This window comes from Mycobacterium sp. VKM Ac-1816D, assembly GCF_000416385.1.
Lineage (GTDB): Bacteria > Actinomycetota > Actinomycetes > Mycobacteriales > Mycobacteriaceae > Mycobacterium > Mycobacterium neoaurum_A.
Genome location: NZ_AOHQ01000108.1, coordinates 1 through 24,399 on the forward strand (window position 1 = coordinate 1; position 24,399 = coordinate 24,399).

The window sequence follows — 24,399 nt, forward strand, 5'->3', positions numbered from 1 at the left end:
TCCCGACTGGCCACCACATCCGATCCCATGACTCGAACATACGTGCGACCACCGACACAACACGCAACAATGTGACACCAGAGACAGACGAGACCAAAGAAAAATCTGAGGCACCAATCCCGCTGTCAGCGGGTCACTTTGACGAAAGCGCGACACGGGCCCGACCCGATAGGCGTGGGCCGGGCCCGACGTCGGCTACTTCACCGCGGGTGCGGCTTCGTAGGTGACCCATGCCGTGCGCGTGGCCAACGTGTCATAGAGCGCCTGGGCTTGCACATTGTCGGCAGCGGTCACCCATTGGACCACCGACCGCCCCTCGGCTGCCGCCATCTCGGTGAGCCGGCCGATGAGCGCTCGCCCCACACCTTTTCCGCGCACCACGGGATCGGTGAAGAGGTCGTCCAGAAAGATCCCCGTCGAGCCGGTGTACGGCGAGGAGAATCGGCGGTGGTGCGCGAAGCCGACCAGTTCGCCGGCGACCGTGGCGACGATCGCCTTGCACTCGTGGCGTGGATCCATCAGCCAACCCCAAGCACGAGAGACGATCTCCTCCGATTCCTCGAGTTTGTAGAACTCCCGGTACGCGCGGAACAGCGAACGCCATCGAGTCTCGTCGGCGGCTTCGAGCGTACGGGTTACAGGTGCGGTTGTGTCAGCCATGTTCTTTCCCATGTGAATCGTGTTTTCGATATCTGGTTCTGCGCGCCCGTTCGGCGCCACGCGGGTTCTACTCCGCTTGAGGTGTTGACTCACAGCCCCTTTCGACTCCGGAATGTCACCGATCAGCCACTACGACGAACGGCCGATCGCGATGACGGGAAGGTCCGGACGGTGCAGAATGTCGCGTCCGCGGCGAGTGAGTAACGCTTTGCTCAGATATGGAGTAACGTTATCTAGGATTCTCATGAATAACGATAACAGAGCATCCGCGATATCGACCACCCTCCGCGGCCGTATCGCCACCCTGCCCGCGGGTACCAAACTGCCGGGAGTCAGAGCGCTGTCCGGTGAGTATCACGCAAGTGCCGCAACGATTTCGGCTGCGCTGTCCGAGCTCAGCGCGCTGGGGTTGATCCGCGCAGAGCCAGGGCGCGGCACCTTCGTCACCGGACGACATCGGCTGGCCGAGCCGGACTACTCCTGGCAGACACAAGCTCTCGGACCGGCACGGGTCGATGCCGACCGCGCCGCCAGGTTGGGCGGATACGGTACGGCCGATCACCTTCCCTTGTCCTGGGGGTACCTCGCGCCTGAACTGTCCCCGACCGACGAGTTGCATCGCATCGCCGGTCGATCGGCCAAGAGCTCTCGCGCCCACGCGATCACGCCGGTCGCCGGCTTACCGGAACTTCGGCGGGTCATAGCAGCCGAATACCGCGCCGACCCGAACGATGTGCTGGTGGTGTCGGGCGGCCAGCAGGGGCTCGTGTTCGCCATGCGCACCCTTGCCGAGCCCGGCGCCACGGTCATCACCGAGAGTCCCAGCTATCCCGGAGCAATTCTGGCCGCACAGAGCGCGGGGCTGAAGGTGGCGTCGGTGCCCGCCGATGCCGAGGGGATCGTCGTCGAACGCCTCGCCGAGGAACTCGAGCGAACCAGGGCGCGCCTGGTCTACATACAGCCCAGCTATGCCAATCCGACCGGAGCGGTGCTCAGTGCGCAACGCCGGACCCAGATTCTCGATATCGCGGCCACGTACGGAGCATTTCTGCTGGAGGACGACTGGGCCAGACATCTGGGCATCGACGCGCACCCACCACCGCCGCTGTTCACCGCGGATCCGCACGGGCACGTCGTCACGATCCTGACTCTGGCGAAATCCGCCTCTCCCGCTCTTCGGCTGGGCGCCGTGATCGCACGGGGGCCCGCCGGCGAACGATTACGAGCAGCGCGAACCGCCGACGACATATGCGTGGCGCCGCTCATCCAGGAGATCGGGCACAGCCTGTTGACGTCGACCGGCTGGCCCCGCCACCTCAAGCGTCTGCGCGCCGAACTGGCGATGCGACGCGATGCGTTGATCGCGGCCATCGGGACCACGCTGCCCGACGTCCGCATCGGCACCATTCCGCAAGGGGGCATTCATCTTTGGGCGAAGCTGCCGCACGGCATCGACACCCGCGAACTGACTGCTGCCGCGTATGCCGACGGAGTACTCGTCGGTGACGGACGCCATTTCTTCGTCAACGAACCGCCCGCACCGTTTCTCCGGCTCTCCTACGGCGCCGCCAGTCCCGCCCAATTGGCCGAGGGAGTCCGCACACTCGCCGACGTCATCGGACGCGTGGCCGGCTCCGCGCACTGAGGCGGGACACTCAGAGCGAGCGCGACAACACCCTGCCGAACTGCAGCAGCCGCTCCATCTGCGCCAGTCCCCCGTTGTCGACGGTCTTCGTGTAGCGGAAGGACTCGCAGTACAGATCGCTGTCGGTGGCCGATGTGCGCCGGGCCCTGGTCACCAACTGGGTGTACATCCGCAGCCGCACCTCAGCCAGTCGCCGGGTGCCGTCGGAGAGCACGTCGAACTGGGTGCTCAGGATGTGGTCGCTGATCGTCGAGAGCAGGATGGTGCGCACCGACGAGGTCAACTGTCGCCGGTCGTCGTCGGCGCGCCACAGGATGAGACGCAACCCGTCGGTGGCCACCACCTCCTGCCACACCGCGGTACCCCAGTGCTCCTCGGACTCCCCGCGCGACATGATGAACGCCGCGATCCCGGGGAACTCGACGACCGATCGCAACTGCTCCAGAGCGAGATCGGGATCGCGCAGATACACCGTCGCCGCGTCCTGCAGGCTCGTGTACGGCGCCCAGTCCTGCGGCACGGTCCTAGTCCGCGCCGTCGGACGGCCGCAGTGCGGCAGCGGCGGCCCGGATCTGCGGGGTCACCAGCATGACCTGTCCGAGCACGCCGTTGACGAAGCCCGGGGAATCATCGGTGGACAGTTCCTTGGCCAGCTCGACCGCCTCATCGACGGCAACCGGCTCGGGTACGTCCTCGGCGTGCAGCAGTTCCCAGACCGCGACCCGCAGAATCGCCCGGTCGACCGCGGGCAGCCGGTCCAGCGTCCACCCCTGCAGGTGCGAGGAGATCAGATCGTCGACATGCGCGGCATGCTCGGTGACACCGCGCGTCACCGTCACGGTGTACGGGTTCAGCGGCGAGATGTCGGCCTGGGTGTGCGACAGCGCGTTGCGCGAATCGGCCGCCTCCGCGGCGGTGATACCGCGGGCCTCCGCCTCGAAGATCAGATCGACGGCGCGTTTGCGGGCCTGATGCCGACCGCGGTCGCCCTTACGGTCAACCATTCGTCCGGCCTTCAGCCATTGACCCGGCCGAGGTACGAACCGTCACGCGAGTCGACCTTCAGCTTGTCACCGGTGTTGATGAACAGCGGCACCTGCAGCTCGGCGCCGGTCTCCACGGTCGCGGGCTTGGTGCCCGCGTTGGAGCGATCACCCTGCAGGCCCGGCTCGGTGTGGGTGACGACGAGCTCCACCGTCACCGGCAGCTCAAGGTACAGCGGCGCACCGTCGTGGAACGCGATCTGCACGGCCATGCCCTCCAGCAGGAAGTCGGCAAGGCGGCCCACCAGGGCTTCGGACAGCGGGTGCTGCTCGTAGTCCTCGGAGTCCATGAAGACGAAGTCGGAACCATCGCGGTACAGGTAGGTGGCGTCACGGCGGTCGACGGTGGCCGTCTCGACCTTCACACCGGCGTTGAACGTCTTGTCCACGACCTTGCCCGACAGGATGTTCTTGAGCTTGGTACGCACAAAGGCCGGGCCTTTACCGGGCTTGACGTGCTGAAACTCGGTGATCTGCCAGAGCTGTCCCTCGATCTGCAGGACGAGACCATTCTTGAAGTCGGCGGTTGATGCCACGTGAGTACAGCTCCTAGATCAGGTGATGACAACCAGTTCCTTGGAGAACCGGGTGAGCAATTCGGGTTCGGGTGCGTCCTCGCTGCCGACGACCAGGGTGTCCTCGATTCGGACACCGCCCCGGCCGGGCAGGTAGACGCCGGGCTCCACGGTGACCGCAGCGCCAGCAAGCAGTGTACCGACGGCCGAGGCGCTGATTCCCGGCGCTTCGTGTATCTGGAGTCCGACCCCGTGTCCGAGCCCGTGCCCGAAGTGCTCGGCATGGCCGGCATCGGCGATCACCTCACGCGCCGCGGCGTCCACCGCGGACAGCTCCGTCCCTGGCACCACGGCAGCCCGTCCGGCCGCCTGCGCGGTCGCCACCAAAGCGTAGAGCTCGCGCTGCCAGTCCGCGGCACTGCCCAACACGAAGGTGCGCGTCATATCGGAGTGATAGCCCGCCACCAGCGCACCGAAGTCGATCTTGACGAAATCCCCGGCGGCCAGCACCGCGTCGGTGGGCCGATGGTGCGGGATGGCCGAATTCGATCCGGTCGCCACGATGGTCTCGAAAGAGACACCGTCGGCACCGTGGTCGAGCATCAGCGACTCGAGGTCCCGCCGGACCTCTTTCTCGGTGCGGCCGGGACGCAGGCAGCCTCTGGCCACCAGGTCGTGCAGTGCTGCGTCGGCCGCCTCGCAGGCCAGTCGCAGGATCGCAATCTCGCCGGCATCCTTGACCTCGCGCAGCCGCTCGACCATCCCGGCCGCCCGCACGAACTCGACGCCGGCTCCGGCGCGCTCCAACGATGTGAAACCGTCGACGGTCACCACATGGCTCTCGAAACCCAGCCGGCGCACTCCGTCGGCGGCCCGGGCGACCAGAGCGGGGCCCACCGCCCGCTCGATGACCACTTCGGCATCGGGCGCCTGGGCGGCGGCCTGCGTTACATAACGCCCGTCGGTTGCCAAGACCGGCGTGTCCCGTTCAGCGAACACGAGAAGCGCGGCATTCGAACCGGTGAATCCGGACAGATAACGTACGTTGACCAGGTCCGTTACCAGCATTGCGTCCAGGTCGGCGGCTGCCAGCCGCTGTCGCAACCGGTCTCTGCGCGCAGATATCGTCACGGTCGATGACGCTACTCGCTAGGCTGTGCCCTCATGAGCAAGTGGTTGCTGCGCGGACTCGTGTTCGCCGCGGTCGTGGTGGTGCTGCGTCTGATCCAAGGAGTCCTGGTGGATTCCTTCCCGACGCAGGCCGGGTGGATCAGCCCGACGCTGGGTCTGTTCCTTGCCGTTCCGGTACTGCTGTGGGCCTACGCCGACGGTCGCGCCGACGCCCGCGCGCAGAGCGACCCGGACCGCCGCCAGGATCTGGCGATGGTGTGGTTGGTCGCCGGCCTGATCGCCGGGCTGCTGGGCGACCTGGTGTGCTGGTTCATCGGGTTGTTCTACCCCGCGCTCTACACCGGCGGACTGCTCAGTGAGCTGACCTCGTTCGCCGCCTTCACCGCGCTGCTGGTGTTCGTGGCAGGCGTGGTCGCGGTGACCATCGGCCGTTGGCAAGTTGATCGGAAGGCTCCGCCGTTCGTCCGGCGCCGTGAGGGCGACGAGGAACGCGCCGACACCGATGTTTTTGCCGCTGTCCAGCCCGGCCCCGAAGAGCCGGCCAAGAGCTAGCTACCGCGTGCCGACCACGGAGTAGGCCGCCGCCAGCAGGGTCGGGTCCGGCCCTTCGAGGCGACCGGGCTTGGCCAGTCCGTCGAGTACGACGAAACGCAGCACCCCGGACCGGTTCTTCTTGTCACCGGCCATGTACTCCAGCAGCTGCGGCAGCGCGTCGGCGTCGTAGCTGACCGGAAGGCCCAGCGATGTCAGCACCCGGGCGTGCCGGTCCGCGGTGTCATCATCGAGCCGCCCGGCGAGGCGACCCAGCTCGGCGGCGAAGACCAGGCCCACCGACACGGCGGCACCATGGCGCCACTTGTAGCGCTCGCGCCGTTCGATGGCGTGCGCCAACGTGTGCCCGTAGTTCAGGATTTCGCGCAGCGCCGACTCTTTCTCGTCGGCGGCCACCACCTCGGCCTTGACCGCGATGGCACGGCGGATCAGTTCCGGCAACACCGTGCCGGCCGGATCCAGCGCGGCCTGCGGATCGGCTTCGATGAGGTCGAGGATCACCGGGTCGGAGATGAAGCCGGCCTTCACGATCTCGGCCATGCCGGCGATGATCTCGTTACGCGGAAGCGACTGCAGCGTCGCCAGATCGACGAGCACCGCCAGCGGCTGGTGGAAGGCGCCCACCAGATTCTTACCGGCATCGGTGTTGATACCGGTCTTACCGCCGACCGCGGCGTCGACCATACCCAGCAGAGTGGTCGGCACGTGCACGATGTCGACGCCGCGCAACCAGGTGGCCGCGGCGAAGCCGGCCACATCGGTGGCCGCTCCCCCGCCGAGACTGACAACGGCGTCTTTGCGTCCGATTCCTATGCGGCCCAACACTTCCCAGATGAATCCGACGACCGGCAATTCCTTGCCTGCCTCGGCGTCGGGGATCTCGATGCGGTGCGCGTCGATGCCGAGTCCGGCCAGGTGCTCGCGCACGGCCTCGGCGGTCTGCGCCAGCGTCGGTTGGTACAGGATCGCGACCTTGTGCCGGCCGGTCAGGGTGCGGCCCAGATCCTCGAGCAGACCGGTGCCGATGATGACCGGGTAGGGCCGGTCGACCAGAACGTCCACTGTCACGGGTTCACTCATTGCGTGCCTCTGCTCGTTTGGCCAGCGCCGCCGGAGTGGGCGGGGCCTCGGTGGTCGGTGCCGGGTTGAGAACGGTCGGGAGTCGCCGCCAGGCTGGGCGGCGTCGGCGGCGTGGCCGGGACGGACCGCAGCCTTGCAAGCGGGTGACTATATGGCGCACCACGGCACCGGGATTACGCCGGTTGGTGTTGACCCGCATGGTGGCCACCTCACGAAAGAGCGGCACCCGGGCGTCCATCAGGGCCCGATACTTCTCGGCGGGGTCTTCCCCCGTGAGCAGCGGGCGTGCGCTCCCGGTGGTACGCCGAATTCCTTCTGCGGCACTGATTTCCAGATAGATCACGGTATGCCCGGCCAGCGCCTCACGCACCGCGGGGGTGGTCACCGCGCCGCCGCCGAGGGACACCACACCGTCGTGCTCGGCCAGCGCCTTGCGCACCACGTCGGCTTCGATGGCGCGAAACGCCGGCTCACCGTCGGTGAAGATGTCGGCGATGCTGCGGCCGGTGGTCTCGACGATGGCAACGTCGGTGTCCAGCAGGGGAACTCCCAGCGCTTTCGCCAGCCGCCGTCCGATGGTGGATTTGCCGGAGCCCGGCATTCCCACCAGAACAGCCTTGGGCGCCATGGTTATCCCGCCCGCGCCGCTGAGTTTTTCCCCGAGTCGCTGCGATCCAGACCGGCCGAGCGCTCCGCGATCGCGGCCAGGTAGCTGTCCACATTGGCCTTGGTCTCGGCCAGCGAGTCACCGCCGAACTTCTCCAGGGCAGCGCGCGCCAGCACGAGCGCCACCATGGTCTCGACGACCACACCGGCGGCAGGCACGGCACACACATCGGAGCGTTGGTGGATCGCGACGGCCTCGTCGCCGGTGGCCATATCGACGGTCGCCAGGGCGCGCGGCACGGTGGAGATCGGCTTCATGGCGGCCCGCACCCGCAGGGGCTGCCCGTTGGTCATACCGCCTTCCAGGCCGCCCGCGCGGTTGGTGGACCGGACGATGCCGTCGGGCCCGGGGTAGATCTCGTCATGGGCGACACTGCCCCGACGGCGTGCGGTTTCGAAGCCGTCGCCGATCTCGACACCCTTGATCGCCTGGATGCCCATGACGGCAGCGGCCAGCTGGCTGTCGAGGCGGTTGTCGCCGCTGGTGAACGAACCCAGCCCGACGGGCAGACCGCTGACCACGACCTCGACGACGCCGCCGAGGGTGTCGCCGTCCTTCTTGGCGGCTTCGATCTCGGTGATCATGGCGGCCTCGGCGTCCTTGTCGAAGGCGCGGACGGGGCTGTCGTCGATGGCGGCCAGGTCCTGCGGCTGCGGCGGCGGGCCGTCGTAGGGCGCCGAGGCGCCGATGGAGATGACATGCGAGACCACCTCGACGCCGAGTGCCTGCTGCAGGAAGGCCCGGGCGATGGTGCCCGCGGCAACACGCGCCGCGGTTTCGCGGGCACTGGCCCGTTCCAGCACCGGGCGAGCGTCGTCGAAGCCGTACTTGAGCATCCCGGCGTAATCGGCGTGGCCCGGGCGCGGCCGGGTCAGCGGCGCGTTACGGGCAGCATCGCTGTCGAGTTGTTCGGCCGACACCGGGTCCGCGGCCATCACGGTCTCCCACTTCGGCCATTCGGTGTTACCGATCTCGACGGCGATGGGCCCGCCGAGGGTGAGGCCATGCCGCACGCCTGCCAGCAGGGTGACCTGGTCCTTCTCGAATTTCATCCGGGCGCCGCGACCATACCCGAGGCGACGGCGCTGCAGCTGGGCGGCGATATCCTCGGAGGTCACCGCCAGCCCGGCAACCATCCCCTCGACCATCGCCACCAGGGCGCGACCATGGGATTCACCTGCGGTAGTCCATCGCAACACGCTGTCCATACTCCCATGTCCGGTTTCACCGGCGGAAATCCGTGTACACCATCACCCGGCCACTCCCGCTACCGCGTGTGAGCACACCCGTTCGCCACCTCCCGCATGACGCCGATCACAACTTAACGTTGCTGAACGCATGGTGGCGCTCCTAGCGTTCGCTCGGCATGAGCACGTAATCCCAGGCCCGGTTCGAGAAGGAGTCCCGATGGCTGACGACACCCCCGGCCACGTCATCGACGTGGTCGTCGATCTGAAGACCACCCTCGGAGAGGGCCCGCTGTGGGACGTCCAACAGCAATCGCTGTACTGGATCGACAGCGCCGACGGCCGAATCTTCCGCTCGACCGCGAGCGGTGCGGGGATCCGCGCCTGGGAGGTCGGCCAGAAGATCGGATCGATGGCGCTGACCCGGACCGGTGACGGCGCGCTTGTCGCTTTGCAGGACGGCCTGTGGCAGTTGGCCTTCGACAGCGGTGAGCTCACCCTGCTGGTCGAGCTAGAAGCCGATCTTCCCCACAATCGGCTGAACGACGGAAAAGTCGACCGGGCCGGTCGGTTCGTCTTCGGGTCCATGGACACCCTGGAGGAGAGCGGTAGCGGCAAGCTCTACAGCTATAGCCCCGACGGGACACTGACGGTTCTGGACGACGGCATCACGGTGTCCAACGGACCTTGCTTCAGCCCGGACGGCACCACCCTCTACTTCGCCGACACCTGGACCGGCGAGATCTGGGCCTATGACTACGACCTGGAGCACGGCTCCGTGGCCAACCGCCGGACATTCGCCACGGTGGACACCAGTTCCGGCGGAGCGGCCGACGGGGCGACCGTCGACGCCGAGGGATATGTGTGGCAGGCACTCGTCTACGGCGGCAAGATCATCCGTTACGCACCCGACGGTTCGGTCGATCGCGTCATCGACTTCCCGGTGCTCAAGCCGACGAGCGTCATGTTCGGCGGACCGGATCTGGACGTCCTTTTCGTCACCTCCATGGCCAAACCACCGTTGCCGCGATTCCCCGGCGACGGACAACTTCGCGGCTCGTTGTTCGCCATTCGCGGTCTCGGCGTGCACGGCCTGCCCGAATGCCGATTCGGCGCATGACCTCTCGATCACACAAAGGACGACTCGATGGCTGACAAACGGCGCGGCTCGCTGCGCAACACCCACAAATACTCCTGGATCTCCCTCGGTGTGTGCTGGCTGATCTGGGTCCTCAACGCCTACGACCGCGAGATCATCCTGCGGCTGGGCCCGACCATCTCGGAAACCTTCGACCTCAGCGCGGACGCCTGGGGTGCACTGGTGTCATTGATCATGATTTCGCTTGCCGTGCTGGCAATCCCCGGATCCAGCTTGAGCGACCGGTACGGCGGAGGATGGAAGCGGGCGCGATTCCAGGTGCCACTGGTCATCGGCTACACCGCGTTGTCGTTCATCTCGGGCTTCAAGTTCGTGAGTTCTCATCTGATCTCGTTCGTCGCGTTGCGAATCGGTGTCAATCTCGGCGCAGGGTGGGGTGAACCGGTCGGCGTGAGCAACACCGCCGAATGGTGGCCGAAAGAGCGACGTGGCTTCGCCCTCGGCGCCCACCACACCGGTTATCCGATCGGATCGCTGCTCAGCGGTCTGGTGGCCGCGGTGGTCATCGGGGCGTTCGGCCCGTCGAACTGGTCCTACGCGCTGTTCCTCGGGCTCATCATCGCGGTCCCGCTGATGCTGTTCTGGGGTCGCTACTCCACCGCACAGCGAATCGACGAACTGTACGAGGACATCGCATCCAAGGGACTGACTCCGCCGGACCGTGACCTGCCGGCGGGGGCTGGAAGCCGGCGCCGCGGACTGGTGGGCGCGTGCCTACGCAACCGGACGATCTCGATGACCGCCCTGACCACACTGTTGACCCAGATCGTGTACATGGGGATCAACATGGTGCTGCCAGCCTACCTCTACAACGTAGTCGGCCTCTCACTTGCCGAATCAGCAGGGCTCAGTGTGGTCTTCGCGCTCACCGGCGTGCTCGGCCAGATCCTGTGGCCCAGCCTCTCCGATGTCATCGGCCGCCGAAAGACCATCGTCATCTGTGGAATCTGGATGGCCGTCAGCGTGGCCGCCTTCTACGTGGCCACCTCGTCGCTGCTCGTGGTCGTCGTGCAACTGGTCTTCGGTGTCGTCGCCAATGCGGTGTGGCCGATCTACTATGCGGCAGCCTCCGACGCAGCACCCGAAGGCGCCATTTCCACTGCGAACGGCATCATCACCACCGCGATGTTCATCGGCGGTGGGATCGCACCGCTACTGATGGGCCGGTTGATCTCGATGGCCGGCGGCTGGGAGGCCACCAGCGGTTACATCGTGTGTTTCTTCACCATGGCCGGTTGCGCGTTGCTCGGTGTGGCACTGCAGTTCTTCACCGCGCCTTCGCCGCCGGCCGACAGGTCGACCGAGGCCGATCCGGTCGCTGCGCGCAGCTGAACCCGATCACGAGAATCCCCCTGTAGCCGTCCGGCTACAGGGGGATTCTCGTGCTGTCCTCGCGCTCAGAAACCGACCCTGTTCGCACCCTTGAGGTCGAGTATCTCGCGGGCCTCATCCGGGGTGGCTATCGCAAAATTCAACGCCTCCAGGATCGTACGGATACGGCTCACCTGCTCGGCATTGGAAACAGCCAATTGGCCCGGACCGATCCACAGAGAATCCTCCAGACCCACCCGGACATGCGATCCCATCGCGGCGCCGATGGTCGCCAACGGCATCTGATTGCGACCCGCGCCGAGGATGGACCACTCATAGTCCGCACCGAGCAGCCGGTCCGCGGTGCGTCGCATGTGCATCAGATCCTCCGGATGCCCACCGATTCCACCGAGTAGTCCGAAGACCGACTGGACGAACAGTGGACCTCGGGCCAGGCCGCGTGTATGAAAGTGCGCAAGGTTGTTCAGATGCGATATGTCGTAGCACTCGAATTCGAATCGGGTGTCGTTCCGGTTGCCGATGTCGAGGATGGTCTCGATATCGGCAAAGGTGTTCTTGAATACCAGATCCCGTGATTTCGCCAATGCCTCACGCTCCCATTCGTGGGCAAACTGGTCGGACCGCTCCAGCATGGGGTAGAGACCGAAGTTCATCGACCCCATGTTCAACGACGCCAGTTCCGGCGCGAAGGTGGCGACCGGGCGCATCCGCTCCTCGACGGTCATATGCGGCGACCCGCCGGTGGTGATGTTGATGACCGCGTTGGTATTGGCCTTCAGTTTGGCCAGAATCGGCTCGAAATCCTTGGGGTCCTGCGAGGGTCGGCCGTCATGCGGTGAGCGAGCATGCATGTGGACGATCGCCGCGCCGGCCCGGGCCGCCCCGATGGCGGCGTCGGCGATCTCGTCGGCCGTCACCGGCAGATGCGGTGACATGCTGGGGGTGTGTATCGCACCGGTCACGGCGCTGGTGATGATGACTTTTCTTGTCTTGGGCATAGTTTCTTCTCCGTTCTTCGGACTTCTCTTGTCAGCCTTTACTTTCAGAAGAGTTTCTCGGTGTTACCGTCGACGGCCATGGCCTGGCCGTTGATATTGCGGGCCAGCGGGCTGGCCAGGAACAGGGCCATATCGGCGATATCGGCAGCGTCGATCAGCCGTCCCAGCGATGATTGACCGCGATACAACGCGGCAACCTCGTCCACCGGGAGGTCCAGCATTGCGGCCTTCGCGTCGATGACCTGCTCGATACGTGGGCCGTCAACCGCGCCGGGGCAGATGGCGTTCGCTCGTATCCCGGACGCACCGAGCTCGATCGCCAGCGATTTGGTGAAGCCGATCACCGCCCACTTCGACGCCGAATACGGGCTGCGCCCGGCCATACCCAATCGGCCGGCGGCCGAGGACATGTTGATGATCGATGGGTCGTCCGCCCGTTCGAGAAGCGGCAGTGCGTATTTGACGCAAAGGAACTGTCCGTGGACGTTAACATCGAAGGTCGCCTTCCAGTCCTCGATATCCAGGGAGTCGACCCGCCCCGTCGGTCCGGCCACGCCGGCGTTGTTGATCAGCACGTCCAGACCACCGAGTTCGGCCTCCACTGAACGCATGAGCTGCCTGACATCGTCTTCGCATCGCACATCGCTGACGGCGGCACCGAGACCGGCTTCTCCGGCGGCCCGCACGGCCTCGGGGTTGACGTCGGTGACGAAGACGTCAGCGCCGTGGGCCTTCATCGTGGTCGCGATCGCCAGCCCGATACCGGCCGCCCCGGCGGTGACCACCACGCGTCGGCCGGTGAAATCGAATACTCGCCGATTGCGTTGGGGTGCAGACATATCGTCATCTCCTTTGTGAGGTGCCGGCCCCGGTGGGACGGCATGGTGAATCCACGCGCGGCGAAGTGGCCGCACGTTGCGTTATCGCTGCGGGTCGTCCCGGCTGACCGTCAGTCAGGCGCGCTGCGCCGGCGGACCGGAGGACATCCGCAGGTCCGGCCGATGTGCAGACGGTGTTCGCAGATCACGTGGTGGTAGGTGGAACGCGGACGGATGATCTGGTCCAACAACAGTTCGAAGGACCGTTCGGCCATCACGTTGATCGGCTGGATGACGGTGGTGAGGTTGATCAAAGCGGACCGACTGTGCGGCAGCCCGTCACCGCCGACGACGGCCAGATCCTCGGGGATCCGCAGGCCCATGGACATCGCATGCTCCATGACCCCGATCGCGATCTCGTCAGAGCCACACACCACCGCCTCCGGCGGACGGGGGCCACACAACAGGGAGCGCGCCGCGGCCCGGCCGCCGGCGCTGTCGAGCCGGGTGCTGACCTTGCGGGCACCGCGCACCGCCACCCCTGCCGCCTCGGCGGCGCGGACGAAAGCCTCTTCGCGGATCAGCGAGGCGGTGGAGGTACGCGGGCCGATGACCGTGGCGAGCTCTCGATAGCCGTGCTCCAGCACATGTTCCATCAACAGGGTGGCGGCCGCGTCGAAGTCGATGCCGACATAGTCACCGTGCAACTGATCGGCACTACGCGACAAGCAGACGAACGGAATTCGCTTCTGACGCAGAGTCCGTAGCGCTCGCAGATCCTCGCGCAGAAGCGCGGCGATGATCACCCCGTCGACGTTGCGGGCGGCCAGGGTGCCCGCAACCTGCGCCAGTGTGTCGGGATCGTCGTCGGTGGTCGCGACGAAGACGTCGAAGCCCTGTTCACGGGTCACCGAAATGATGCGTTCAGCCCAACCGGTGTACATGGGGTTACTCAGATTGGGCAGGATCAGACCCACCACACGTGTCAGAAGCGGATCCGGACGCGGGCCGGTGGCCGGCCGGTAACCGAGTTCACCGGCGACCTTGATGACCCGCCTTCGGGTGTCGGCGGAAACCCCTGGCTGGCCGTTCATCACATAGCTGACCGTCGCCTTCGATACGCCGCACGCGCGGGCCACCGCCGCCGCCGAAACTGTTTTGGCGGCGGTCGCGGATACGTCGATATCGTCCACAGACCCTCCTGCCGCCTCGTCGATACGCTGTGGCGCCCATTACAACGCTGGATCGATCGTTAAGCAACGTTAAGCCGAGATACCCCGAATGGGTCAGCGGCATCGACCGTTCCCCCGGAAGGACACTGAATTCCACGCCCTTCCCCCCGACCGCGCTTAACGTTGCTTATCAATACCGACAGCCCTAGCCTTCGGCAGTGTGAAGATGTTGGCGCACAACAACTCTGATGGCCATGTGGTGGTGGCGCCGGACAAGTTCAAGGGCTCCGTCTCCGCCGCGGTCGCTGCCACGGCACTGGCCGAGGGTCTCCGGTCGGTTAGCTCGCTGCCGGTCGTGCAGTTCCCCATCGCCGACGGCGGGGAAGGCACGGTGGACATGCTGATGACCGCCGGCTTCTCTCCCATCACCTGTGCCGCGGTCGATCCGCTGGGCCGACCGGTCAAGGTGGTCTACGCACGGTCCGGACGGACCGCAGTGATCGAAGCGGCCGCCGCCTGCGGATTGGCTCTGCTCGGGGGACGCGCGCCGAACCGGACCACGGCGCGAATCTCGACCACCCTGGGCGTCGGTATGGCGGTGCGCGACGCCCTCTCCCACGGAGTGGACCGCGTCGTTCTCGGTGTCGGCGGCAGCGCCACCACCGACGGCGGGGCCGGTCTGCTGGTCGGCCTCGGCGCCCGACTCCTCGATGAGCACGGCGATCCGGTGTATCCCAGCGGGGCCGACCTGCCGAACATCCACCGCATCGACCTGAACGGTATCGATCAGCGGCTTTACGATACCGACCTGGTGGTCGCATGCGATGTCGACAATCCCCTCACCGGTCCGGACGGCGCCGCACACGTCTATGGCAGGCAAAAGGGCGCCGGCCCGGATACCGTGCGCTCCTTCGACCGAGCGTTGGAGCACTGGGCCGACGTCGTCACCGCCCACACCGGACAAGACCGACGCGGTACACCCGGGATGGGCGCGGCGGGCGGGATTGCGTTTGCGATGGCTGAGCTGCTCGGAGCCCGCGTCACGCCCGGTATCGACCTGCTGCTCGAACTGGGTGGTTTTCCCGATTTGCTCGACGGGGCGGCGCTGGTGATCGTCGGGGAAGGTTCCCTCGACGAGCAGTCGCTGCGTGGCAAAGGTCCGGTAGGGGTGGCCAGGCACGCTCACGCCCGCGGAGTCCCGGTCGTGGCCGTCGCCGGTCGCTCGACGGTCAGGGCCGAGGAAGCGCTTTCCGCCGGTATCGACTCGGTGTACACCTTGGCCGAGCTGGAAGCCGACGAAATGGCGAGCATGCGCGACGCCGTGGCACTGCTGAACATCGTCGGAGCAACCATCGCCCGGGACCGCCTCGGCGACCTCGGGTCGCGTCATCCATAGCTGTCGGTTCACCGGCCGACCGCCAACACCACGGCCACCGCGCTCGCGACACACATGGCCGGCCCGTGTGGGAGCGGATCGGTACGGCCGAACAACCGAGCGGTCAGCGCCCAGGTCGCGGTGAGCAGCGGCGCGGCCAGGGCAGCCAGTGCCCACACGTCGATTCCGAAGGCGCCCGTCAGTGCTCCGACGCCGAGCGCAAGCTTGACGTCCCCGGCGCCCAGGTGGTCGGGCACCGCGAGATGGATGGCCAGATAGCTACCGAACAGCGCAAGCGCGCCGACGAGCGCGGGCATTCCGCGGCCGCAGGATGCCGCCCAGCACAGCACCAGCAGCGCTCCGGGGAGCGTCAACATATTGGGCAGTCGGCGTTGCCGCAAGTCGTAGACGGTCAGCGCGGTCAACCACACGCCCACCGCGACCCACCCCACATGTCGAGGCTAGGGCCGTTCGAGGGCCGCTCTCATCACCTCTTGCGGAGCGGTCATGCCGGTGAACTGCTCGACCTGGGCGACGGCCTGATGCAACAGCATCTGCAGTCCGCTGACCACCCGGCCCCCAGCGGTGCTCACGGCGTCGGCCAACGGTGTGGGCCAGGGGTCGTAGATGGCGTCGAGCAACAACGGCACCGTCACGATCGTGTCGGCGTATCGCGCGGCGACCTCGGCGGGCAGCGTGTTCACCGCGACGTCGAGCTCGGCGACCGGTCGGCCCAGTTCGACCCACTCGGTATCGGCGCCGAGTTGGCGTCCGATGGCCACCGGTTCGGCAGCCTTGGCCCGATCGCGGGCCACCACGGCGATATGGCGCACACCGAGACTCACCAGTGCGGCGACCGCGGCCGGCGCGGTGCCACCGGAGCCCAGCACCGCCGCGCGTTGCGGGGCCTCGACATGGTCTGCCAATGAGCCGACGACGCCGTCGATATCGGTGTTGTCGGCACGCCACCCGGTATCGGTGCGCACCAGCGTGTTGGCCGAGCCGACCAGGGCGGCGCGCTCGGTGCGCTCGGTGGCGGTGGCCAGTGCGGCGAACTTGCCGGGTTTGGTGACCGACAGGCCGACCCATTCGGGGCCGAGGCCGGCGACCAGTCCCGGCAGTTGTTCGGCCGTGCATTCGATGCGGTCGTAGGTCCACGACGTCAGACCCAGCGCCCGGTAGGCGGCCAGATGGATATCGGGTGAGCGCGAATGCGAGATCGGCGACCCCAGCACCGCGGCGCGCCGTCTATCGGGCACGGCGGCGGGCCGCCTATCGGGCACGGCGGCGGGCCGCCTATCGGGCACGGCGGCGGGCCGCCTATCGGGCACTGTCGAGCACACCGTTACGCCTGGCGATCTCGATATTGGCCAGGTGCTCGTCGTAATCGCGGGTGAAGTTGGTGGTGCCCTGCAGATCGATGGTGACGAAGTACAGCCAGTCCCCGATCGCCGGGTTCTCCGCGGCAACCACCGCCGGCGCCCCCGGTGAGCAGATCGGCGTCTTGGGCAGTCCCAGCGAGGCATAGGTGTTCCACGGCGTGACACGCGCCCGGTCGGCGTCGGTGGTGGCCACCTCGGTGCGGTCCAACGAATAGTTGACCGTGGAGTCGAACTCCAGCTTCCGGTTCTCGGCGAGCCGGTTGTAGATCACCCTGGCGACCTTGGAGAAATCCTGCGGTTTGGATTCGCGCTGCACCAGCGATGCCACCACGAGCACCTGGTAGGGCGTGATGTTGGCGGTGGTCGCCGCGTCGAGCAGCCCGTTGGCCTCGTACATCGCCGTGCTCGATCCGATCAGTCCGGCCAGAATGCTCTCCGGCGATCCCGACGGGTCGACGTTCCAGCTCCCCGCGGCAATCAGGCCCTCCAGCCGGCGATGATCGTCGCCCATGGCCTCCAGACCGGGGTTCGCCCACGGCGGGACTGCGAGCGCCGCAGGGTCGGCGCTGGCTGCGGCGTTTTTGAGGTCCTCGGCGGAGACGCATTCGCGGGTGCCGTTGAGATCGACGCACGAGGCCTGGGAGATGAGGGACAGGATGCCCTCGGTCACCGCATCGGTCTTGACGTCGGCGACATCGTCGAGCTGGCGACCCTCGGGGATGACGAGCTGGCCGACACGATTCGCCGGATCGGCGAGGCGTTCGACAGCATCGGCGGCCGGGATCTCGGTGCGGACCTTGTAGAACCCGGGCTGGATCGCAGCGATCGCCGGGTTGGACGCGGCCGCTTCGACGAACGTCTTCGACGAGGACACCACATTGCGCTGCTGCAGGGTCTGGCCGATGGCCGTGGTGGTGTCTCCGCTGTGCACCTCGATGACGACATCGTCGACACCGCCGCCGGCGAAGTCACCGCTGCTTCCGAACATGTTGTGCCACAGTCGCGAACCGACGAACACCGCGCCGACGACGACCACCACGAGCGTCACCGCCGCAAAAATCGTGTAGGTGCGCCTGCGTCGGGCCATCCGCCGCGCCCGCGCGCGCTCGGCACGATTCATCCGGCGCCGCGGGGGTCCCACGGCGATCGGCTCATGGCGGTCGGTATTCCATTGCGAATCCCACTGGTCACTCATCGGCCACCCTTAATGCGGACCGGCGCTGGTCCAACCAGGTCTGCAGAATCCCCACTGCCGCAACCTGATCGACCATGGCCCGCTGGTTCTTGGCGCGCACTCCGGCGTCCCGGAGCGCCCGCTGTGCACTCACCGTGGTCAGTCGTTCGTCAGCCAGCCGCACCGGTACCGGCGCGATCAGCTCGGCCAGCTTGTCTGCCATCTCGACGGCGTCCCGGGCCGACGAGCCGGAGCGGTCGGCCAGGGTACGCGGCAACCCGACGATCACCTCGACGACACCGTTCTCCTGGACCAGCGCCACCAACCGGCGCAGGTGCCGTCCGGTGCGTTCCCGTTTGACCGTCTCCAGCGGAGTGGCCATGATCCCGTCGGGATCACTGCTGGCCACGCCGATACGCACGGTACCGACATCGACCCCGAGCCGCCGGCCGCGTCCCGGGTCATCGGGGCCGGGCCGGTCGGGGCTGCGGTCAACGTCCAGTGGCACCGGCTAGCTCCGGGAGATCTCTGCGCGTAGCGCGGCCAACGCCGCGTCGATACCCGCCGCCCCCTTACCGGAACCCTGGGCCAGATCGGCCTTCCCACCCCCACGGCCGTTGACCGGACCGCCAAGCACCTTGACCAGGTCGCCCGCCTTCAGACCGAGGTCCTGCGCGCCCGGGTTCACCGCCACCACGAACGGCACGCTGTCGCCCTCCCCCTCGGCGATCAGGGCGACCACACCGGGCTCGGTGCCCAGTTTGCCCTTGATGTCGCCGACCAGGCTGCGCAGGTCGGCGGCAGAGACCCCGCCCGCCATCCGCTGCGCCACCAGACGGACCTTACCGACCGTCTCGGCGCCTGCCGCGGCATTTGCCGCGGCCGCCCGGGCGTTGGCAAGGCGCACCTTGTCGAGCTCCTTCTCGGCGGCGCGCAGTCGCTCGACGAGATTGGCCACTCGGGCCGGAACCTCCTCCGAGGGCACCTTCAGCGACGAGGCCAACCCGGCCATGAGTGCGCGTTCCTTGGACAGGTGCCGGAAGGATTCCAGGCCCACATAGGCCTCGACGCGCCGCACACCCGAGCCCACCGAGGACTCCCCGAGCAGTGTCACCGGGCCGATCTGCGCCGAGCTGCGCACGTGCGTTCCGCCGCACAGCTCCAGCGAGAACGGGCCGCCGATCTCCACCACGCGGACTTCGTCGGGGTAGTTCTCCCCGAACAGCGCCATCGCGCCCATCGCCTTGGCCTGATCGAGTCCGGTGTTGAACGTGTTGACCGCGTAGTCGGCCTGCACGGCCTCGTTGGCAACTTCTTCGATCTGGGTGCGCTGGGCCTCCGACAGCGATCCCTGCCAGTTGAAGTCGAACCGCAGGTAGCCGGGGCGGTTCAGCGAACCCGCCTGTACGGCGTTGGGGCCCAACACCTCCCGAAGCGCCGCATGCACCATGTGGGTGCCGGAGTGTCCCTGGGTGGCACCGTGGCGCCACGTCGGATCCACCTCGGCAACGATCGTGTCGCCCTCGACGAACTCGCCGGATTCGACCCGGACCCGATGCGCCCACAAGGTTTTCGCGATCTTCTGCACATCGGTGACGGTCGCCTTGGCGGTCTCCGACGAGCCGGTGCCGGTGATGGTGCCCTCGTCGGCGATCTGGCCGCCGGATTCGGCGTAGAACGGGGTCCGATCCAGGATCAGCTCGACGGTGCCGTCCGTGCCGCCGTGGCTGACCACAGGGACCCGGGCACCGTCGACGAAGATGCCGAGAATGGTTGCCTGCGTGGCGAGCTCGTCGAATCCGGTGAACTCGGTGGGGCCACCGTCGACGAGGTCGCGGTAGGCGGACAGGTCGGTATGGGCCTGCTTGCGGGCGGCGGCATCGGCCTTGGCCCGCTGCCGCTGCTCGGCCATCAGGCCACGGAAACCCTCTTCGTCCACACTGAGACCCGCTTCGGCGGCCATCTCGAGGGTGAGCTCGATCGGGAAGCCGTAGGTGTCGTGCAGCGTGAAGGCATCGATGCCCGAGAGTGTGGACTTCCCGGCGCTGCGGGTCGCCTCGGCGGCATCGTCGAACAATCGCGATCCCGACGCCAACGTCCGGTTGAACGCCGTCTCCTCGGCGACCGCGATGCGGTGAATGCGGTCGAAGTCGGTGACGAGCTCCGGATAAGACGGTCCCATCTCGTCACGCACGGTGACCATGAGCTCGCTCATGATGGGCTGTTCCACCCCGAGCAGTTTCGCGGCGCGGATGATCCGGCGCAGCAGACGGCGCAGCACATAACCGCGGCCCTCGTTGCCGGGACTGACGCCGTCACCGATGATGATGGCCGCGGTGCGGCTGTGGTCGCCGATGATGCGATAGCGGACGTCGTCGGTGTGATTGCCCTTGCCGTAACCGCGGGGCGCGTACTCGGCCACCTTGTCGATCACGGGTCGCACCAGATCGGTTTCGTAGACGTTGTCCACGCCTTGCAGCAGGCAGGCGATGCGCTCGACACCCATGCCGGTGTCGATGTTCTTGCGCGGGAGCGGCCCGAGGATCTCGAAATCGTCCTTGGACGTGCCCTCGCCACGCTCGTTCTGCATGAACACGAGATTCCAGATCTCGATGTAGCGGTCCTCGTTGGCCTCCGGCCCGCCGTCGACGCCGTACTCGGGTCCGCGGTCGTAGTAGATCTCCGAGCACGGGCCGCAGGGGCCGGGGATGCCCATCGACCAGTAGTTGTCGGCCATGCCGCGGCGCTGGATGCGCTCGAGCGGCAGCCCGGCGACCTCCTGCCACAGTTCGATGGCCTCGTCGTCGTCGAGGTAGACCGTCGCCCACAGGCGCTCCGGGTCGAAGCCGTAACCACCCTCGGAGACGGGGTTGGTCAACAGCGTCCAGGCCAGCTCGATGGCGCCCTTCTTGAAGTAATCGCCGAAGCTGAAGTTGCCGGCCATCTGGAAGAAGGTGTTGTGCCGGGTGGTGATGCCGACTTCTTCGATATCCGGGGTCCGAATGCACTTCTGCACGCTGGTGGCCCGCTCGTACGGCGGGGTGCGCGCGCCGAGGAAGAAGGGCACGAACTGCACCATGCCGGCATTGACGAACAGCAGGTTCGGATCGTCGAGGATCACCGAGGCGCTGGGCACCTCGGTATGTCCCGCTTTCACGAAGTGATCGAGGAAGCGTTTCCTGATCTCGTGTGTCTGCACGTGCTGCTGTCCTTTGGTCCAACCTGCGAATACAACGACCGCACCACAGTACCGTTCGCCGTTCTCAGCCCGACACGAAGCTCAACCGCACCGATCGGCGCGGGTTGTCCCTGTTCAGGTCCACGAGCACGATGCTCTGCCAGGTTCCCAGCAATGGCGTGCCGTCACCCACCGGTACCGTCACCGACGGTGACACCAGCCCAGGGAGCACGTGGTCTGCGCCGTGGCCGGGCGAACCGTGGGCGTGCCGGTAGCGGTCGTCGCGCGGCAGCAGACGTTCCAGGGTGTCGATCAGATCGTCGTCGGAGCCCGCCCCGGTTTCGATGACGGCGATGCCCGCGGTGGCGTGTGGGACGAAGATGTTGCACAGCCCATCGCCCCTGCCCGCGCAGAACCGCACGACCTCGTCGGTGAGATCCACGATCCGGCGACGAGAGGTGTCCACATCGAGCAGGTGGGTCTTCATCAGCGTTTCCTTCGGATGATGGCGCGCAACTTCTCCAACCGGGTCGCTATCTCGCGCTCGGCGCCGTACCCGGTGGGCCGGTAGTAGTCGACGCCGACCAGTTCGTCCGGCGGATATTGTTGTGACGCAACGCCACCCGGCGCGTCATGGGCGTACTTGTAGCCCACCGCGTTACCCAGCTTCTGGGCACCCGCATAATGCCCGTCCCGCAGATGCGCGGGCACCAGCCCCGCCTTGCCCGCCCGGATATCGCCCATCGCCGCGCCCAGCGCCGTGGTCACCGCATTCGACTTCGGCGCGGTGGCCAGGTGGACGGTGGCGTGCGCGAGGGTCAGCTGCGCCTCGGGCATCCCGATCAATTGCACGGTCTGCGCCGCGGCGACCGCGGTGGGCAGCGCACTCGGATCCGCCATCCCGATGTCCTCACTGGCCAGGATCATCAATCGCCGGGCGATGAAGCGCGGGTCCTCCCCCGCGGTCAACATCCGGGCCAGATAGTGCAAGGCGGCGTCGACATCGGAGCCACGCACCGATTTGATGAAGGCGCTGACGACGTCGTAGTGCTGGTCACCGTCTCGGTCGTAGCGCACCGCGGCCTGGTCCAGCGACTGCTCGATGACCTCGACGGTGATCCGCTCACCCGTTTCGCTGGCCACCTCCAGCGCCGTCAACGCGCGGCGGGCGTCCCCGGCCGACAGCGTGACCAACAGTTCCAGTGCATCGTCGTCGAGCGCGACCTTGCCCGCCAGTCCCCGCTCGTCGGTGGCGGCGCGCTGCAGCACGGTGCGGATATCGTCGGCACCCAGCGGTTGCAGCTGCAGGATCAGCGATCGCGACAGCAGCGGGGCCACCACGGAGAAGGACGGGTTCTCGGTGGTCGCTGCCACCAGCAACACCACCCTGTTCTCGACCGCCGCCAACAGGGCGTCCTGTTGGGTCTTGGAGAACCGGTGCACCTCGTCGATGAACAGCACCGTCTGCTGTCCGCGGATCGCGGCGCGACGGGCCTCCTCGATGACCGCGCGCACCTCTTTGACCCCGGCGGACAGCGCCGACAGTGCCTCGAACCGACGGCCGGTGGCACCGGAGATCAGCGAGGCCAGCGTGGTCTTGCCGGTACCGGGCGGGCCGTAGAGGATGACGCTGGCCGCACCGGAACCCTCCACCAGGCGGCGCAGCGGGGATCCCGGTTTGAGCAGGTGTTGTTGACCCACCACGTCATCGAGGGTGCCCGGACGCATCCGGACGGCGAGCGGACTGGCGGCGGTCGGCGGCGCCTCGCCCGGAGGGGAATCTCCGGGCATGTCGAACAGACTGTCGGCCACCCCTCAACGCTAAGCGGTCACGAAGTCGATCAGCTCCTCGACCCGCCCGATCAGCGCCGGTTCCAGATCGTTCCAGTCCCGGACGCGGCCGCGGATGCGCTGCCAAGCGCCGGCGATATCGGCCTGGGTGGCATGCGGCCAGCCCAGCGCCTCGCAGATGCCGTGTTTCCAGTCGACACCGCGCGGGATCACCGGCCACTGCTTGAGGCCAAGCCGCTCGGGTTTGACCGCCTGCCAGATGTCGATGTACGGGTGCCCGACCACCAGCACATGGTCACCTGAGTTGGCGCGCATCGCCTCGGCGGCGATCCGCGATTCCTTGGAACCCGCCACCAGGTGGTCGACGAGCACGCCGAGTTTGCGCTTGGGCCCGGGTTGGAACTCGGCGACGATCCCGGCCAGATCGTCCACACCGCCCAGGTATTCGACGACGACACCCTCGATGCGCAGATCCGCACCCCAGACCTGTTCGACGAGCTCGGCGTCGTGGCGGCCCTCGACGTAGATCCGGCTGTCCAGGGCGACACGCGCCTTCGCACCGGCGACCGCGACCGACCCGGAAGCGGTGCGGGCCGGCGCGGCCGGAGCCCGCTTGGGCACCGTGAGAATGACCGGCTTGCCCTCGACGAGGAAGCCGGGGCCCAGCGGGAAGGAGCGGACCCGGCCGTTGCGGTCCTCCAGGTCGACCCGGTTGTTCTCGATACGCACCACCGCGCCGACGAATCCGCTGGACGGGTCCTCGACCACCAGACCACGCTCGGCCGGGTGTTCGACGGAGCGAACGCGCTTAGGCGTGTGCGGGTTTCGAGACAGGATGTCGGAGCCGTATCGATCAGTCACGCGGGCGATCCTAGAAAGCCGCGCTACGGACCCGCCGATACGACATGCCGCCGTCATAGCATCGAGATGTGTTGCTCGATCGTGCCACGGCCGACGGTATCGCGGCCGGCGCCATCACCCTGGTGCTGCGCAAGTGGGACCGCCCGCGGGTCAGGGCCGGCGGCACCCAACGCACCCAGGCCGGGACCGTGCATATCGACTCGGTCGACGAATGCCCGCCCGGTTACCGGGTGACATCGGCGCAGGCCCGTGCGGCCGGCTACCCCGACGCCGCCACCGCGCAGGCAGAACTGGATGGGCGCACCGCCGCACACACCTATCTGATCGGGGTCTCCTATCTGGCTCCGGACGAGCGTCCTGAGCTAGCCGAGGGCGTACCGACGGCCGACGAGATCGCCGAGATCAGCGGTCGACTGGACCGCTGGGACACGGCCACCGAACCCTGGACCCGGACGTACCTGCATTTGATCGGCGACAACGAAGGTGTCCGGGCACCGGATCTGGCCGCCCGGGTCGGTACCGACACAGCGCGGTTCAAGCGCAGGGTCAGACAGCTGAAAGGGCTCGGGCTGACCATCAGTCTGGGCACCGGCTATCGGCTGTCCCCGCGCGGACAGACATACTTGCGCCTGAGTTGAACGGCCGCGCCGAACAGCCGGCCACACGGTTCACCCACCGC

General features: G+C 67.1%; 24 protein-coding genes and 1 pseudogene. 6 read left to right on the forward strand and 19 right to left on the reverse strand.

Going from position 1 to position 24,399, the window contains the following annotated elements; translation table 11 throughout:
* Nucleotides 1-195 precede the first annotated feature (195 nt).
* Nucleotides 196-660, reverse strand: a complete 465-nt coding sequence (locus G154_RS02495) for a GNAT family N-acetyltransferase (protein WP_023985702.1) — start codon at nucleotides 658-660, stop codon at nucleotides 196-198.
* Between the two features lie 244 nt (nucleotides 661-904).
* Here G154_RS02495 and G154_RS02500 point away from each other — a divergent pair, with 244 nt between their 5' ends.
* Nucleotides 905-2,305 carry a PLP-dependent aminotransferase family protein gene (locus G154_RS02500; RefSeq protein WP_019513475.1) on the forward strand — a complete coding sequence of 467 codons (1,401 nt, stop codon included), beginning with the start codon at nucleotides 905-907 and terminating at the stop codon, nucleotides 2,303-2,305.
* Nucleotides 2,306-2,315: 10 nt separating this feature from the next.
* Here G154_RS02500 and G154_RS02505 read toward each other — a convergent pair whose 3' ends face one another.
* From G154_RS02505 to G154_RS02520, 4 genes are read right to left on the reverse strand one after another with little or no spacing between them, the layout of a single operon-like run.
* Entirely contained in the window at nucleotides 2,316-2,825 is a 510-nt protein-coding gene (locus tag G154_RS02505; RefSeq protein WP_019513476.1) for a hypothetical protein, read from the reverse strand.
* Nucleotides 2,826-2,829: 4 nt separating this feature from the next.
* On the reverse strand, nucleotides 2,830-3,309 hold the full coding sequence (gene nusB, locus G154_RS02510; RefSeq protein ID WP_019513477.1) for a transcription antitermination factor NusB: 480 nt from the start codon (nucleotides 3,307-3,309) through the stop codon (nucleotides 2,830-2,832).
* Between the two features lie 11 nt (nucleotides 3,310-3,320).
* The gene (gene efp, locus G154_RS02515; RefSeq protein WP_019513478.1) at nucleotides 3,321-3,884 is read right to left on the reverse strand and encodes an elongation factor P; all 564 of its coding nucleotides are present in this window, start codon (nucleotides 3,882-3,884) and stop codon (nucleotides 3,321-3,323) included.
* A gap of 18 nt (nucleotides 3,885-3,902) precedes the next feature.
* Nucleotides 3,903-4,994, reverse strand: a complete 1,092-nt coding sequence (locus G154_RS02520) for a Xaa-Pro peptidase family protein (protein WP_023985701.1) — start codon at nucleotides 4,992-4,994, stop codon at nucleotides 3,903-3,905.
* 33 nt (nucleotides 4,995-5,027) lie between these two features.
* Between G154_RS02520 and G154_RS02525 the strand changes: the two genes are divergently transcribed.
* Entirely contained in the window at nucleotides 5,028-5,546 is a 519-nt protein-coding gene (locus G154_RS02525; RefSeq protein WP_019513480.1) for a B-4DMT family transporter, read from the forward strand.
* On the opposite strand, the gene aroB is transcribed toward G154_RS02525, so the two are convergent.
* The 3 genes and pseudogenes from aroB to aroC form a co-directional block, all read right to left on the reverse strand.
* Nucleotides 5,547-6,626, reverse strand: coding sequence for a 3-dehydroquinate synthase (gene aroB, locus G154_RS02530; protein WP_019513481.1), 1,080 nt, complete (start codon nucleotides 6,624-6,626; stop codon nucleotides 5,547-5,549).
* A 133-nt stretch (nucleotides 6,627-6,759) separates the two neighbouring features.
* Nucleotides 6,760-7,254: pseudogene (locus G154_RS02535) on the reverse strand (shikimate kinase); the annotation flags it as partial.
* 2 nt (nucleotides 7,255-7,256) lie between these two features.
* Nucleotides 7,257-8,492 carry a chorismate synthase gene (gene aroC / locus G154_RS02540; protein WP_023985699.1) on the reverse strand — a complete coding sequence of 412 codons (1,236 nt, stop codon included), beginning with the start codon at nucleotides 8,490-8,492 and terminating at the stop codon, nucleotides 7,257-7,259.
* Nucleotides 8,493-8,700: 208 nt separating this feature from the next.
* Here aroC and G154_RS02545 point away from each other — a divergent pair, with 208 nt between their 5' ends.
* Nucleotides 8,701-9,600 (forward strand): SMP-30/gluconolactonase/LRE family protein, encoded by a 900-nt coding sequence (locus G154_RS02545; protein ID WP_019513484.1) that lies wholly within the window; start codon nucleotides 8,701-8,703, stop codon nucleotides 9,598-9,600.
* Nucleotides 9,601-9,627: 27 nt separating this feature from the next.
* On the forward strand, nucleotides 9,628-10,971 hold the full coding sequence (locus G154_RS02550; protein ID WP_019513485.1) for an MFS transporter: 1,344 nt from the start codon (nucleotides 9,628-9,630) through the stop codon (nucleotides 10,969-10,971).
* A gap of 65 nt (nucleotides 10,972-11,036) precedes the next feature.
* Here G154_RS02550 and G154_RS02555 read toward each other — a convergent pair whose 3' ends face one another.
* The 3 genes from G154_RS02555 to G154_RS02565 form a co-directional block, all read right to left on the reverse strand.
* Nucleotides 11,037-11,969, reverse strand: coding sequence for a 3-keto-5-aminohexanoate cleavage protein (locus G154_RS02555; RefSeq protein ID WP_019513486.1), 933 nt, complete (start codon nucleotides 11,967-11,969; stop codon nucleotides 11,037-11,039).
* Between the two features lie 44 nt (nucleotides 11,970-12,013).
* Nucleotides 12,014-12,808 carry an SDR family oxidoreductase gene (locus G154_RS02560; RefSeq protein WP_023985697.1) on the reverse strand — a complete coding sequence of 265 codons (795 nt, stop codon included), beginning with the start codon at nucleotides 12,806-12,808 and terminating at the stop codon, nucleotides 12,014-12,016.
* A gap of 110 nt (nucleotides 12,809-12,918) precedes the next feature.
* Nucleotides 12,919-13,980, reverse strand: a complete 1,062-nt coding sequence (locus G154_RS02565; RefSeq protein ID WP_019513488.1) for a LacI family DNA-binding transcriptional regulator — start codon at nucleotides 13,978-13,980, stop codon at nucleotides 12,919-12,921.
* Between the two features lie 205 nt (nucleotides 13,981-14,185).
* Here G154_RS02565 and G154_RS02570 point away from each other — a divergent pair, with 205 nt between their 5' ends.
* Nucleotides 14,186-15,355 carry a glycerate kinase gene (locus tag G154_RS02570; RefSeq protein WP_031601462.1) on the forward strand — a complete coding sequence of 390 codons (1,170 nt, stop codon included), beginning with the start codon at nucleotides 14,186-14,188 and terminating at the stop codon, nucleotides 15,353-15,355.
* An 8-nt stretch (nucleotides 15,356-15,363) separates the two neighbouring features.
* On the opposite strand, the gene G154_RS02575 is transcribed toward G154_RS02570, so the two are convergent.
* From G154_RS02575 to G154_RS02610, 8 genes are all read right to left on the reverse strand, one after another.
* Nucleotides 15,364-15,786, reverse strand: a complete 423-nt coding sequence (locus tag G154_RS02575) for an A24 family peptidase (RefSeq protein WP_019513490.1) — start codon at nucleotides 15,784-15,786, stop codon at nucleotides 15,364-15,366.
* Nucleotides 15,787-15,795: 9 nt separating this feature from the next.
* Entirely contained in the window at nucleotides 15,796-16,593 is a 798-nt protein-coding gene (locus tag G154_RS02580) for a shikimate dehydrogenase (RefSeq protein ID WP_023985695.1), read from the reverse strand.
* A gap of 61 nt (nucleotides 16,594-16,654) precedes the next feature.
* Nucleotides 16,655-17,911 (reverse strand): endolytic transglycosylase MltG, encoded by a 1,257-nt coding sequence (mltG, locus tag G154_RS02585; protein ID WP_019513492.1) that lies wholly within the window; start codon nucleotides 17,909-17,911, stop codon nucleotides 16,655-16,657.
* On the reverse strand, nucleotides 17,904-18,392 hold the full coding sequence (ruvX, locus tag G154_RS02590; RefSeq protein WP_110807422.1) for a Holliday junction resolvase RuvX: 489 nt from the start codon (nucleotides 18,390-18,392) through the stop codon (nucleotides 17,904-17,906). Before ruvX ends, mltG begins: the two co-directional genes overlap by 8 nt.
* Before the next feature lie 9 nt (nucleotides 18,393-18,401).
* A complete protein-coding gene (alaS, locus tag G154_RS02595) occupies nucleotides 18,402-21,089 on the reverse strand; it encodes an alanine--tRNA ligase (RefSeq protein WP_019513494.1) in 2,688 nt (895 codons plus the stop codon).
* A 64-nt stretch (nucleotides 21,090-21,153) separates the two neighbouring features.
* The gene (locus tag G154_RS02600) at nucleotides 21,154-21,543 is read right to left on the reverse strand and encodes a secondary thiamine-phosphate synthase enzyme YjbQ (RefSeq protein WP_023985694.1); all 390 of its coding nucleotides are present in this window, start codon (nucleotides 21,541-21,543) and stop codon (nucleotides 21,154-21,156) included.
* Between the two features lie 11 nt (nucleotides 21,544-21,554).
* Entirely contained in the window at nucleotides 21,555-22,859 is a 1,305-nt protein-coding gene (locus G154_RS02605; protein WP_192817323.1) for a replication-associated recombination protein A, read from the reverse strand.
* A gap of 30 nt (nucleotides 22,860-22,889) precedes the next feature.
* A complete protein-coding gene (locus G154_RS02610) occupies nucleotides 22,890-23,720 on the reverse strand; it encodes a DUF3097 domain-containing protein (protein WP_023985693.1) in 831 nt (276 codons plus the stop codon).
* A gap of 68 nt (nucleotides 23,721-23,788) precedes the next feature.
* Between G154_RS02610 and G154_RS02615 the strand changes: the two genes are divergently transcribed.
* Nucleotides 23,789-24,358, forward strand: coding sequence for a hypothetical protein (locus G154_RS02615; RefSeq protein WP_019513498.1), 570 nt, complete (start codon nucleotides 23,789-23,791; stop codon nucleotides 24,356-24,358).
* The last annotated feature ends 41 nt before the right edge of the window (nucleotides 24,359-24,399 follow it).

Bases quoted from the DNA above. Each gene is read 5' to 3' on its own strand.
- G154_RS02495 (WP_023985702.1), bottom strand. From the start codon at position 660: ATGGCTGACACAACCGCACCTGTAACCCGTACGCTCGAAGCCGCCGAC.
- G154_RS02500 (WP_019513475.1), top strand. From the start codon at position 905: ATGAATAACGATAACAGAGCATCCGCGATATCGACCACCCTCCGCGGC.
- nusB (WP_019513477.1), bottom strand. From the start codon at position 3,309: ATGGTTGACCGTAAGGGCGACCGCGGTCGGCATCAGGCCCGCAAACGC.
- G154_RS02525 (WP_019513480.1), top strand. From the start codon at position 5,028: ATGAGCAAGTGGTTGCTGCGCGGACTCGTGTTCGCCGCGGTCGTGGTG.
- aroB (WP_019513481.1), bottom strand. From the start codon at position 6,626: ATGAGTGAACCCGTGACAGTGGACGTTCTGGTCGACCGGCCCTACCCG.
- G154_RS02545 (WP_019513484.1), top strand. From the start codon at position 8,701: ATGGCTGACGACACCCCCGGCCACGTCATCGACGTGGTCGTCGATCTG.
- G154_RS02550 (WP_019513485.1), top strand. From the start codon at position 9,628: ATGGCTGACAAACGGCGCGGCTCGCTGCGCAACACCCACAAATACTCC.
- G154_RS02555 (WP_019513486.1), bottom strand. From the start codon at position 11,969: ATGCCCAAGACAAGAAAAGTCATCATCACCAGCGCCGTGACCGGTGCG.
- G154_RS02560 (WP_023985697.1), bottom strand. From the start codon at position 12,808: ATGTCTGCACCCCAACGCAATCGGCGAGTATTCGATTTCACCGGCCGA.
- G154_RS02570 (WP_031601462.1), top strand. From the start codon at position 14,186: ATGTTGGCGCACAACAACTCTGATGGCCATGTGGTGGTGGCGCCGGAC.
- mltG (WP_019513492.1), bottom strand. From the start codon at position 17,911: ATGAGTGACCAGTGGGATTCGCAATGGAATACCGACCGCCATGAGCCG.
- G154_RS02605 (WP_192817323.1), bottom strand. From the start codon at position 22,859: ATGCCCGGAGATTCCCCTCCGGGCGAGGCGCCGCCGACCGCCGCCAGT.